The organism is Pseudomonas protegens (genome assembly GCF_003363755.1).
GTDB classification, from domain to species: Bacteria; Pseudomonadota; Gammaproteobacteria; order Pseudomonadales; family Pseudomonadaceae; genus Aquipseudomonas; species Aquipseudomonas danubii.
In genome coordinates, this window is record NZ_CP031396.1 from 4,866,392 (window position 1) to 4,878,148 (window position 11,757).

Below are 11,757 nucleotides of genomic sequence, written 5' to 3' on the forward strand. Positions count from 1 at the left end.
TATAAATCGAGCGGTACTCAGCGTTTTCGTCAACTTTGGAGTGTTTACAACAATGGCAAAAATCGTCGACATCAAAGGTCGTGAAGTTCTCGACTCCCGTGGCAACCCCACTGTCGAAGCGGACGTGCTTCTCGACAACGGCATCATCGGCAGTGCTTGCGCGCCGTCCGGTGCCTCCACCGGCTCGCGCGAAGCGCTGGAGCTGCGTGATGGCGACAAGAGCCGTTACCTGGGCAAGGGCGTGCTCAAGGCGGTAGCCAACATCAACGGTCCGATCCGCGACCTGTTGCTGGGTAAAGACCCGATCGACCAGAAAGCGCTGGATCAGGCGATGATCAAGCTCGACGGTACCGAGAACAAGGCCTCCCTGGGCGCCAACGCCATCCTCGCCGTGTCCCTGGCCGCGGCCAAGGCTGCCGCCCAGGACCAGGACCTGCCGCTCTACGCTCACATCGCCAACCTCAACGGCACCCCAGGCGTCTACTCGATGCCGGTACCGATGATGAACATCATCAACGGTGGCGAGCACGCCGATAACAACGTCGACATCCAGGAGTTCATGGTGCAGCCGGTCGGCGCCAAGTCCTTCTCGGAAGGTCTGCGCATGGGCACCGAGATTTTCCATCACCTCAAAGCCGTGCTGAAGGCCCGTGGCCTGAACACCGCTGTGGGCGATGAAGGTGGCTTCGCCCCGAACCTGGCTTCCAACGAAGATGCGCTGAAAGTCATCTCCGAGGCCGTGGCCAATGCCGGTTACACCCTGGGCACCGACGTGACCCTGGCTCTGGACTGCGCCGCCAGCGAGTTCTACGAAGACGGCAAGTACAACCTGTCCGGCGAAGGCCAGGTGTTCACCGCCGAAGGTTTTGCCGAGTACCTCAAAGGCCTGACTCAGCGCTACCCGATCATCTCCATCGAAGACGGCCTGGATGAGTCCGACTGGGCTGGCTGGAAGATCCTCACCGACAAGATCGGCGACAAGGTGCAACTGGTCGGTGACGACCTGTTCGTGACCAACACCAAGATCCTGAAAGAAGGCATCGACAAGAAGATCGCCAACTCGATCCTGATCAAGTTCAACCAGATCGGCACCCTGACCGAAACCCTGGAAGCCATCCAGATGGCCAAGGCTGCCGGTTACACCGCCGTGATTTCGCACCGTTCCGGCGAAACCGAAGACTCGACCATCGCCGACTTGGCCGTGGGCACCTCGGCTGGCCAGATCAAGACCGGCTCCCTGTGCCGTTCCGACCGCGTATCCAAGTACAACCAATTGCTGCGTATCGAAGAGCAATTGAACGGCAAGGCCAAGTACAACGGTCGCAGCGAGTTTCGCGGCTAAGCCGTAGATGGTAAAAAGACACCGGATTGTGTCGGGAAAATCGCTACAGCGAGTTTTTTGCCACTAATCTGATGCCTTAAGAGCACAAGCCTGGTTCTTCCAGGCTTCGTGCTATCAGTAGGTCCGAAGTTGTTGGCATGGCTGTCTTTTTTCACTGGATACCCGATATTCGATGCGCAGTCCCAATTGGTTGTTCCTGGTCTTGCTCTTGCTGCTGGCTGGCTTGCAGTACCGCCTGTGGGTGGGGAGCGGCAGCTTGGCCCAGGTAGCTGACCTGACTCAGCAGATTGCCGACCAGCACGCTGAAAACGAGCGTTTGCTGGAGCGAAATCGCGTACTCGATGCGGAAGTCATGGAACTGAAGAAGGGCATGGAGACCGTTGAAGAACGGGCTCGCCACGAATTGGGCATGGTCAAGGAGGGTGAAACCCTCTACCAGTTGGCCCAATGAGCGATAGATTGCCGGCCTTCTGGGCCGTGATTCCTGCCGCGGGCGTCGGTGCTCGCATGGCCGCGGATCGTCCCAAGCAGTACCTGCAACTGGGCGGACGCACAATTCTCGAACACAGCCTCGGCTGTTTCCTCGACCATCCTGGCCTCAAGGGGCTGGTGGTCAGCCTGGCGCTGGACGATCCCTACTGGCCAACCCTGGCCTGTGCCCACGACTCGCGGATTCAGCGGGTCGAAGGCGGCGCCGAGCGTTCCGGGTCGGTACTCAATGCCTTGCTTCATCTGCATGCTCAGGGCGCGGCCGATGAGGATTGGGTTCTGGTTCACGATGCCGCACGCCCCAATCTTTCCCGAGATGACCTGGACAAGCTGCTGAGTGAATTGGCGCACGACCCGGTGGGCGGGCTGTTGGCGGTGCCGGCCCGGGACACCCTGAAGCGGATCGACAAGCACGGAAGGGTTTTGGAAACCGTGGATCGCAGCCTGATCTGGCAAGCCTACACACCGCAGATGTTCCGTCTTGGCGCGCTGCACCGCGCCCTGGCTGACAGCCTGGTGGCCGATGTGGCGATCACCGATGAGGCTTCGGCAATGGAATGGGCCGGGCAGGCGCCACGCCTGATCGAAGGCCGTTCCGACAATCTCAAGGTCACTCGCCCCGAGGATCTTGAGTGGCTGCGCCAGCGTTGGTCCAATCGGCGCTGATCGCGGGCGGGCGCTGAACCTTGTAGCCGCTGCCGCAGGCAGCGAACGACTCCGAAAGAGGCGCCGCTCCTGAAACCCCGAAGGCTCTGCGGGCCTTGCCGCAGCCTGCGGCAAGGCTACACATCACGGTATTCCGGGCGTTCGGCCAAGCCCTGCTTGAGATAGTCCACCAGCTTGCGCACTTTCGGCGACAGATGCCGTTGCTGTGGATAGAGCGCCCAGACTGCGGTGTTGGGCGGCTGGTGAGCTTCCAGCAAGGAAACCAGCGTACCGTCCTGCAGGTGCTCCAGAACGTAGTAGTCCGGCAGTTGGCAGAGTCCGACGCCTTGTAACGCCGCGTCCAGCACTGCCTGTCCGCTGTTGCAGCGCCAGTTGCCCTGCACCCTTTGCGAAAATTCGCGCCCGTCGACCTCCAACTGCCAGATATCCGAGCTGCCGATCAGGCAGTTGTGCCGGCTCAATTCCGACAGGCTGTGAGGGCGGCCATAGCGTTCCAGATAGGACGGCGATGCACATAGGTACATGCGGCGTGGTGCCAGGCGAGTGGCGACCAGGCGTGAGTCCTGCAAGCGTCCCAGGCGAATGGCCAGGTCGAGCCCCTCGTGCACCAGGTCCAGGGGACGGTTGCTCAGTTCTATGTCCACCCGCAATTGCGGATAAAGGCTCATGAAACGCGTGACCAGCGGCACGATAAAACGCTCGCCATAGGCCACTGCGCAAGTCATGCGCAGCATGCCCTTGGGCTCGCTGGTCAGGTCCCCCACGGCGCGCAACGCTTCCTCGCGCCCGTCCTGCAAGCGTTGGCAATGCTGGAGAAAGGTCTGCCCGGCCTCGGTCAGGGTGACGCGGCGGGTACTGCGATACAGCAGGCGGGTCTGCAAGCGCTCTTCCAGGCGCACCACCTGGCGGCTGATATGAGATGAGGACACCCCCAGGCGTTCGGCAGCGGCAGTGAACTGGCTGCATTCGGCGACTGCGACAAATTCGTCGATGCCTTCCCAACGGTTTTCGCTCATTGATTATCCCTGCATGGCAATAATGTTTTGCTTTTACCTGGATTATTCATCGCCTTGCGCTGTTTTACACTCACTGCCTCGTTTTTATTCGCTGGAGAGTCAGGATGATCAAGTCACGTGCTGCCGTAGCCTTCGAGGCCAAGAAGCCCCTGGAAATCGTCGAAGTGGATGTTGCCATGCCCAAGGCCGGCGAAGTGCTGTTGCGGGTCGTCGCTTCCGGCGTCTGCCACACCGACGCCTACACCCTGTCCGGCGCTGACCCGGAAGGTATCTTTCCGGCGATCCTCGGCCATGAAGGTGGTGCAGTGGTGGAAGCGGTGGGCGAGGGCGTGACCTCGGTGGCCGTTGGCGATCATGTGATCCCGCTCTACACCCCGGAATGTGGCAAGTGCAAATTCTGTCTGTCGGGCAAGACCAACCTCTGTCAGGCCATTCGCGCTACCCAGGGCAAAGGCTTGATGCCTGACGGCACCACGCGCTTTTCCTACAAGGGTCAGCCCATTTTCCACTACATGGGTACCTCGACATTCTCCGAGTACACGGTGCTGCCGGAAATCTCCGTGGCCAAGATTCCCAAGGACGCGCCTCTGGAGAAGGTCTGCCTGCTGGGTTGCGGCGTGACCACAGGCATTGGCGCGGTGATCAACACCGCCAAGGTCAAGGCCGGTGACACCGTGGCCATCTTCGGCCTGGGCGGCATTGGCCTGTCGGCGGTAATCGGTGCGGTCAAGGCCAAGGCCGGGCGCATCATCGCAATTGATATCAACCCGGCCAAGTTCGAGATCGCCAAGCAATTGGGCGCCACCGACTGCGTCAACCCCAAGGACTTCGATCGTCCGATCCAGGAGGTCATTGTCGACATGACCGACGGCGGTGTGGATTTCTCCTTCGAATGCATCGGCAACGTACAGTTGATGCGCGCAGCGCTGGAATGCTGCCACAAGGGCTGGGGCGAATCGGTGATCATCGGTGTGGCTGGTGCCGGTCAGGAAATATCGACCCGTCCCTTCCAACTGGTGACTGGCCGCGTTTGGCGCGGTTCGGCATTCGGTGGCGTGCGTGGTCGCAGCGAGCTGCCAAGCTACGTGGAAATGTCCCAGACCGGCGAAATCCCGCTGGATACCTTCATTACTCACACCATGGGCCTGGAAGATATCAACAAGGCTTTCGACCTGATGCACGAAGGCAAGAGCATTCGTTCGGTCATTCATTTCTAAGAGCAGCGGCAAGCGGCAAGCCACAAGCACCAAGAGGGGATTCCCACTTGCTGCTCGTAGCTTGCGGCTTGTGGCTGGAGGTCTGCCATGAGTCTGGAAAACCTTTCCTGCCAGAAGAGCTTCGGCGGCTGGCACAAACGCTACAAGCATCACTCTCAGGTGTTGGGCTGTGACATGGTGTTCGCCGTGTACTTGCCGCCCCAGGCGGAGCTGGGGGGCAAGTTGCCGGTGCTTTACTGGTTGTCCGGCTTGACCTGCACCGACGAGAACTTCATGCAAAAGGCCGGCGCCCAGCGCCTGGCGGCGGAACTGGGCCTGATCATCGTGGCTCCGGATACCAGCCCTCGCGGCGCTGGGGTGCCCGGTGACCCGGAGGGCGCCTGGGACTTTGGCCTGGGGGCCGGGTTCTATCTGAACGCGACACAGGAGCCCTGGACCCAGCATTATCGGATGCATGACTATGTGGTGAACGAGCTGCCGGAGTTGGTGGAGGCGCACTTTCCCGCGTCGCAGAAACGTGGGATCAGCGGCCACTCCATGGGTGGTCACGGGGCGTTGGTCTGTGCGTTGCGTAATCCCGGTCGCTATCAGTCGGTTTCGGCGTTCGCTCCTATCAGTAATCCCATGGATTGTCCTTGGGGGCAGAAAGCGTTTTCCCGGTATCTGGGGGAAGAGCGCTCACGCTGGCGCGAGTGGGATGCCAGCGTATTGATCGCCGAGGCCACGGAGAAGCTGCCGTTGCTAGTGGATCAGGGGGATCGCGACGATTTCCTTGCCGGCCAGCTCAAGCCTGAAGTTCTGCAGCAAGCGGCAAAGAATGCCGGGCATGAGCTGACGCTGCGCATGCAGCCCGGTTATGACCACAGCTACTTCTTTATCGCCAGCTTTATAGACGATCACTTGCAGCACCATGCACGTGCTCTTAACGCCTAATACCCGCCAAAGCAGGTAGAATCACGCCCTGACTTTTTCGGGGCGTTTTTTTATGCGTATTGGCCACGGCTACGATGTGCACCGTTTCGCTGAGGGCGACTTCATTACTTTGGGCGGTGTGCGTATCGCCCATCATTGCGGCTTGCTCGCCCACTCCGACGGTGATGTGGTGTTGCACGCACTCACTGATGCCCTGCTGGGCGCCGCGGCGCTGGGGGATATCGGCAAGCATTTTCCGGACACCGATCCGCAGTTCAAAGGTGCCGACAGCCGCGTCCTGCTGCGTCATGTTGTCGCGCTGATCCATGCCAAAGGCTGGAAGGTCGGCAACGTCGACAACACCATCGTCGCCCAGGCCCCAAAAATGGCGCCTCATATTGAAACCATGCGGGCCTTGATTGCCGAGGACCTGCAAGTCGAACTGGATCAAGTGAACGTGAAGGCCACCACCACCGAAAAACTCGGTTTCGTCGGTCGCGAGGAAGGTATCGCGGTGCACTCCGTGGCCTTGTTGCTGCGCCCATGAATGAACTGCAACTGTTGGGCCCGCGGGCCTATGGTGATGCCCTGGGCAGCGCGGTGCTCAAGGCTACTGCCGAAGATTTCCAGGTCGATGAAGTGCTCGATATCCCGCTGAGCGGTGAAGGCGAGCACCTGTGGCTGTGGGTGGAAAAGCGTGGCTTGAACACCGAAGAGGCCGCGCGGCGTATTGCCAAGGCCGCCGGAGTGTCGTTGCGCACTGTGAGCTACGCCGGGCTCAAGGATCGCCAGGCGCTGACTCGCCAATGGTTCAGTGTGCAACTGCCGGGCAAGGCTGATCCGGATCTTGGCGCGTCGGAAAACCACACTCTGACAATCCTCAAGGCCACCCGCCACAAGCGCAAGCTACAGCGTGGAGCCCATGCGGCCAACGGTTTTACCCTGCGTCTCACGGAGCTTACGGCGGACCATTCGGCCATTGATGAGCGTTTGCAGCAGATTGCCCAGTTTGGGATTCCCAACTATTTCGGCGCCCAGCGTTTTGGCCACGACGGCGGCAATCTAGTGGATGCCCGCGGCTGGGCCGCGCGCCAGGCACTGCCAGAGCAGCGCAATGTGCGTTCGCGGTTGTTGTCTACGGCCCGCAGCTACTTGTTCAACCAGGTGCTGGCAGCACGGGTGGCGGACGGCAGCTGGCAGCAGGCGCAGATAGGTGACCTGCTGGCGTTTACCGACAGTCGCAGCTTTTTCATGGCCGGGCCTGATGAATGCTCGGACCCACGCCTGGCGATTCTCGACCTGCACCCCACCGGGCCGCTGTGGGGGGAGGGTGTTTCTCCGGCGGGCGGTGTATCCCATGAGCTTGAGCAACAGATTGCCGACCGTGAGGCGGCACTGTGCGATTGGCTGATTAAAGCCGGCATGAGCCACGAACGACGCATCCTGCGGCTGCCCATTGGCGGTTTGACGTGGCATTATCCCGAGCCTGACATTCTGCAACTGGAATTCGTCCTGCCGGCCGGGTGTTTCGCCACCGCATTGGTGCGTGAACTCGTCGATCTGGTGCCGGTGGGGCAGACGGACAGCTCATGCGTATTCTGATTTCTAACGATGATGGGGTAACTGCACCCGGTATCGCCGCGCTGCATGCTGCGTTGGCGGATTACGCCGAGTGTGTGGTTATCGCACCGGATCAAGACAAAAGCGGCGCCAGCAGTTCGCTGACGCTCGACCGTCCGTTGCATCCGCATACCCTCGGCAATGGCTTCATCAGTATCAATGGCACACCGACCGACTGTGTTCACCTGGGGCTTAACGGCCTGTTGGAGCATGAGCCGGACATGGTGGTGTCGGGAATCAACCTGGGGGCCAACCTCGGTGATGACGTGCTGTATTCCGGAACGGTCGCCGCTGCGCTTGAAGGACGTTTCCTGCAGCGCCCGGCGATTGCCTTTTCGCTGGTGTCGAGGCAGGTAGAAAACCTCGCCACGGCTGCCCATTTCGCGCGCAAGCTGGTACAGGCTCAGGGCTTGCTGGATTTGCCACCACGGACGGTGTTGAACGTGAATATTCCCAATCTGCCGCTTGATCATATCCGTGGCATACAGCTGACCCGCCTGGGCCATCGCGCGCGCGCAGCGGCTCCCATGAAGGTCGTCGATCCCCGTGGCAAGTCGGGTTACTGGATTGCCGCCGCAGGGGACGCTGAAGATGGCGGTCCAGGTACTGACTTCCATGCTGTCATGCAAGGTTATGTGTCGATCACGCCGTTACAGCTCGATCGCACCTTCAATGAGGCGTTCAGGAGTCTGGATGGTTGGTTGGAGGGGCTGCGCTGATGGCTCGTGAGCAGGACGATTTGCTACGACGGGGAATAGGTATGACTTCCCAGCGAACCCGCGAGCGCCTGATCCAACGGCTTTACGATGAGGGCCTGTCCAATCCCCAGGTATTGGAAGTCATTCGTCGTACACCACGGCATCTGTTCGTTGATGAGGCTCTGGCGCACCGTGCCTATGAAGACACAGCGCTGCCCATCGGCCATAACCAGACGATCTCCCAGCCTTATATGGTGGCTCGCATGAGCGAGTTGCTGTTGGCGGCTGGCCCGCTGGACAAAGTGCTGGAGATCGGTACCGGTTCTGGCTACCAGACGGCAGTACTGTCGCAGTTGGTTGAGCGGGTGTTTTCGGTGGAGCGGATCAAGGTCCTGCAGGATCGGGCCAAGGAGCGTCTGCAGGAATTGAACCTGCGTAATGTGGTGTTCCGCTGGGGCGATGGTTGGGAGGGCTGGCCAGCGTTGGCGCCTTACAACGGCATCATCGTCACCGCCGTGGCTACCGATATTCCTCAGGCACTGCTTGATCAACTGGCGCCTGGTGGGCGCCTGGTCATTCCAGTGGGAGCCGGAGAAGTACAGCAGTTGATGCTGATCATTCGTGAAGAACATGGCTTTGCCCGACATGTCCTGGGGGCGGTGCGGTTTGTGCCGTTGCTCAATGGGCCACTGGCCTGAGCATTTATCGCCACGTGGGTGAATTCTGTTTGCCGGGTTGTGTCTTATTGCCGTATTGATCGGCAATGAGTGGGACTGCGATCAATGGCAACCTCTTGTGACTGTGTGTTGCGCTTTGCCAGCCGTAAAGCGCCTGCCTCCAGTTATACTTGCGTCATTTCATGCCTGAGCCAGGCAATTAATATCGTCAACCACCATAAAGGGAGCGGCGGGTGAGTCTCACAGTCATTGCGCAGCGTATGGGTATAACAAGCTTTCAGCGACTGATGATTGGCCTTGTCTTGAGTTCCTTGTTGGTCGGTTGCTCCAGCACCAAGTCCAGCAGTGTGGGTGTGGTTGAACGCAGTAATAATGCAGCGCCTCAGCGTCCAACTGTGACCACCGGACAATATGTAGTACGTCGCGGGGATACGCTGTTCTCCATCGCGTTTCGCTACGGCTGGGATTACAAGGCGTTGGCTGCTCGTAACAATATTGCCGAGCCCTATACCATCCATCCTGGGCAAACCATTCGTTTTGATGGTCGCACGGGTGTTGCGCCGACAACTGTGGTTACCAGCACCCAGTCTGGTGCATCGTCCTCCAGCAAGACCACGGTTATTCGTCGTCCGGCGGGGGCAACGACAGCCACCGCAACGGGCACTTCTACAGCTACTGCAAGCAAGCCGGCGCCCGCTCCGGCTACGCCTGCAGGCCCCGCTCCGACGGGCTGGGGCTGGCCTTCCAACGGTGTTCTGATTGGAAAATTCTCTTCAAACGGTAGTTTGAATAAAGGCATTGATATCGCCGGGGATTTGGGACAGCCTGTTTTAGCTGCGTCTGATGGGACGGTGGTTTACGCCGGGAGTGGCTTAAGGGGCTACGGCGAATTAGTCATCATCAAACACAACGAAACCTACGTCAGTGCTTACGGCCACAACCGCAAGCTATTGGTTCGGGAGGGACAGCAGGTCAAAGTCGGACAGACAATTGCCGAGATGGGATCAACTGGTACAGACCGGGTGAAACTGCACTTTGAGATTCGCCGACAAGGTAAACCTGTAGATCCGCTGCAATTCCTGCCACGTCGTTGATCCGTTACCAGCCTGTTCCGCTCACGTAGAGGGAACAGGCTCCAGCGTTGCCAAGGATTAAGGCGACGCTTGAGCCTGAGGTCGAACTCACCAAAGGACTATAACAATGGCTCTCAGTAAAGAAGTGCCGGAGTTTGACATCGACGATGAAGTTCTCCTTATGGAGAGCAGCATCGATATGGATTCGATGTCGAATAATGAGGGGGCAACTCCACCTTCCGTTCGCGCCAAATCCAAAAGCTCCGCTTCAGTTAAGCAACACAAGTACATTGATTACACGCGTGCCCTCGATGCAACGCAGTTGTACCTCAATGAAATCGGCTTTTCTCCATTGCTCTCTCCTGAAGAGGAAGTGCACTTTGCGCGTTTGTCGCAGAGTGGCGACCCCGCCGGGCGCAAGCGCATGATTGAAAGTAACTTGCGACTGGTGGTGAAAATTGCCCGGCGCTATGTCAATCGTGGATTGTCGCTGCTGGACCTGATCGAAGAGGGTAATCTCGGCCTGATCCGGGCAGTGGAGAAGTTCGACCCGGAACGCGGCTTCCGCTTTTCGACCTACGCCACCTGGTGGATTCGCCAGACCATCGAACGGGCGATCATGAATCAAACCCGGACCATTCGGTTGCCGATTCATGTGGTCAAAGAGCTTAACGTCTACTTGCGCGCCGCCCGTGAGTTGACGCAAAAACTCGATCATGAACCCTCTCCCGAAGAAATCGCCAACCTGCTGGAGAAGCCGGTGGCTGAAGTCAAACGCATGCTCGGTCTGAATGAGCGGGTTTCTTCGGTTGATGTCTCGCTGGGACCGGATTCGGATAAAACCCTGCTGGATACCTTGACTGACGATCGTCCAACGGATCCTTGTGAACTGTTGCAGGACGATGATCTGTCGCAAAGCATCGATCAATGGCTGTCCGAATTGACTGAAAAGCAGCGTGAAGTGGTGGTTCGCCGCTTTGGCCTGCGAGGTCATGAGAGCAGCACTCTTGAAGATGTTGGCCTGGAGATTGGCCTGACCCGTGAGCGGGTTCGACAAATCCAGGTTGAAGGCCTCAAACGCCTGCGAGAGATCCTTGAAAAGAATGGGTTGTCCAGTGAGTCTCTATTTCAGTAGCTTCTGGAACTGACTCGCAAGAGCCCCGATCTATTCGGGGCTTTTTATTGCTTGATTATTTTGATTCTGAGCTTTGGGATTCTGGTCAGGGTTGGGATTACTCTTCACTGGCGTGTAAGCAATAGATTACGTTTTCGTAAGTGTTCGGTTCTCGATTGCTTCAGACTTGCCTGAAATGTTTTAAGTGATTTTTTATGTTGTTGATTTATAAGTATTTTTTAAGTCTTTCTGTTTGTGTTCGACAAGTTTTCCGGGGAATAGTGCGATTGCTCTTACCAGAGAATTCTCTAATATCAGCCCTGTGTCGACGGATAGACACAGCCATCAAGGATGATGGTCAGGACATCGCAGGAAGCGATTCATCAGGACGATGAAAAGGAACACAGGGACTAGGGAAAAATGTGGGCGGGTCATACCGCCCCTTTTTTTTGCCTGTCGAAAAGTCCGGAGGACAAGAGCCCTATTCCCAGAAATGCAAAAAGGCCCGCAAGGGGCCTTTTCAGGAACGCGGGGGCAATCAGCGTTCGAGGTCTTTGATCTTGCCTTTGACGCCATCCCACTCTGCGGCATCCGGCAACGATTCTTTCTTTTCAGTGATATTCGGCCAGATCTCTGCCAGCTCGACGTTCAGCTGAATGAACTCCTGCATCTCCTCCGGGACTTCATCCTCGGAGAAAATGGCTACAGCCGGGCATTCAGGCTCGCACAGCGCGCAGTCAATGCACTCATCCGGGTGAATCACCAGGAAGTTCGGCCCTTCGTAAAAGCAGTCCACCGGACAGACTTCTACGCAGTCGGTGTACTTGCACTTGATGCAGTTGTCGGTGACGACGAAGGTCATTTCTAATTCTCTCCTCAGGCGGCGGCAGCGGAGCCCCTACATGACGGGGTCGCCAGGTTTGGGAGCGATAG

Annotated in this window: 13 protein-coding genes; 11 read left to right on the forward strand and 2 right to left on the reverse strand. The window is 58.4% G+C overall.

The features are described 5' to 3' along the window. Nucleotides 1-52 precede the first annotated feature (52 nt). From eno to ispD, 3 genes are all read left to right on the forward strand, one after another. Nucleotides 53-1,342 carry a phosphopyruvate hydratase gene (gene eno, locus DWF74_RS21950; RefSeq protein WP_102861381.1) on the forward strand — a complete coding sequence of 430 codons (1,290 nt, stop codon included), beginning with the start codon at nucleotides 53-55 and terminating at the stop codon, nucleotides 1,340-1,342. A gap of 172 nt (nucleotides 1,343-1,514) precedes the next feature. After that, nucleotides 1,515-1,793: a cell division protein FtsB gene (gene ftsB, locus DWF74_RS21955; protein ID WP_102861382.1), complete on the forward strand. Its 279-nt coding sequence runs from the start codon at nucleotides 1,515-1,517 to the stop codon at nucleotides 1,791-1,793. After that, nucleotides 1,790-2,497 carry a 2-C-methyl-D-erythritol 4-phosphate cytidylyltransferase gene (gene ispD / locus DWF74_RS21960; RefSeq protein WP_102861383.1) on the forward strand — a complete coding sequence of 236 codons (708 nt, stop codon included), beginning with the start codon at nucleotides 1,790-1,792 and terminating at the stop codon, nucleotides 2,495-2,497. The genes ftsB and ispD overlap by 4 nt, the downstream gene beginning before the upstream one ends. A gap of 116 nt (nucleotides 2,498-2,613) precedes the next feature. Here ispD and DWF74_RS21965 read toward each other — a convergent pair whose 3' ends face one another. Then, complete coding sequence (locus DWF74_RS21965) at nucleotides 2,614-3,513, reverse strand: LysR substrate-binding domain-containing protein (protein WP_102878559.1); 900 nt, start codon at nucleotides 3,511-3,513, stop codon at nucleotides 2,614-2,616. A 104-nt stretch (nucleotides 3,514-3,617) separates the two neighbouring features. On the opposite strand from DWF74_RS21965, the gene DWF74_RS21970 reads away from it, so the two are divergent. From DWF74_RS21970 to rpoS, 8 genes are all read left to right on the forward strand, one after another. Further along, the gene (locus DWF74_RS21970) at nucleotides 3,618-4,730 is read left to right on the forward strand and encodes an S-(hydroxymethyl)glutathione dehydrogenase/class III alcohol dehydrogenase (RefSeq protein WP_102861385.1); all 1,113 of its coding nucleotides are present in this window, start codon (nucleotides 3,618-3,620) and stop codon (nucleotides 4,728-4,730) included. Nucleotides 4,731-4,817: 87 nt separating this feature from the next. Then, complete coding sequence (gene fghA, locus DWF74_RS21975; protein WP_115581705.1) at nucleotides 4,818-5,663, forward strand: S-formylglutathione hydrolase; 846 nt, start codon at nucleotides 4,818-4,820, stop codon at nucleotides 5,661-5,663. Between the two features lie 52 nt (nucleotides 5,664-5,715). Further along, nucleotides 5,716-6,189: a 2-C-methyl-D-erythritol 2,4-cyclodiphosphate synthase gene (ispF, locus tag DWF74_RS21980; protein ID WP_115581706.1), complete on the forward strand. Its 474-nt coding sequence runs from the start codon at nucleotides 5,716-5,718 to the stop codon at nucleotides 6,187-6,189. Beyond that, nucleotides 6,186-7,244 carry a tRNA pseudouridine(13) synthase TruD gene (truD, locus tag DWF74_RS21985; protein WP_115581707.1) on the forward strand — a complete coding sequence of 353 codons (1,059 nt, stop codon included), beginning with the start codon at nucleotides 6,186-6,188 and terminating at the stop codon, nucleotides 7,242-7,244. The genes ispF and truD overlap by 4 nt, the downstream gene beginning before the upstream one ends. After that, the gene (surE, locus tag DWF74_RS21990) at nucleotides 7,232-7,981 is read left to right on the forward strand and encodes a 5'/3'-nucleotidase SurE (RefSeq protein WP_102861388.1); all 750 of its coding nucleotides are present in this window, start codon (nucleotides 7,232-7,234) and stop codon (nucleotides 7,979-7,981) included. Before truD ends, surE begins: the two co-directional genes overlap by 13 nt. Before the next feature lie 41 nt (nucleotides 7,982-8,022). Then, complete coding sequence (locus DWF74_RS21995; protein WP_170001073.1) at nucleotides 8,023-8,658, forward strand: protein-L-isoaspartate(D-aspartate) O-methyltransferase; 636 nt, start codon at nucleotides 8,023-8,025, stop codon at nucleotides 8,656-8,658. Between the two features lie 212 nt (nucleotides 8,659-8,870). Further along, complete coding sequence (locus DWF74_RS22000) at nucleotides 8,871-9,731, forward strand: peptidoglycan DD-metalloendopeptidase family protein (RefSeq protein WP_102861390.1); 861 nt, start codon at nucleotides 8,871-8,873, stop codon at nucleotides 9,729-9,731. A gap of 106 nt (nucleotides 9,732-9,837) precedes the next feature. Beyond that, entirely contained in the window at nucleotides 9,838-10,845 is a 1,008-nt protein-coding gene (gene rpoS, locus DWF74_RS22005) for an RNA polymerase sigma factor RpoS (RefSeq protein ID WP_102861391.1), read from the forward strand. 517 nt (nucleotides 10,846-11,362) lie between these two features. On the opposite strand, the gene fdxA is transcribed toward rpoS, so the two are convergent. Then, nucleotides 11,363-11,686, reverse strand: a complete 324-nt coding sequence (gene fdxA / locus DWF74_RS22010; protein WP_102861392.1) for a ferredoxin FdxA — start codon at nucleotides 11,684-11,686, stop codon at nucleotides 11,363-11,365. Between the last annotated feature and the right edge of the window lie 71 nt (nucleotides 11,687-11,757).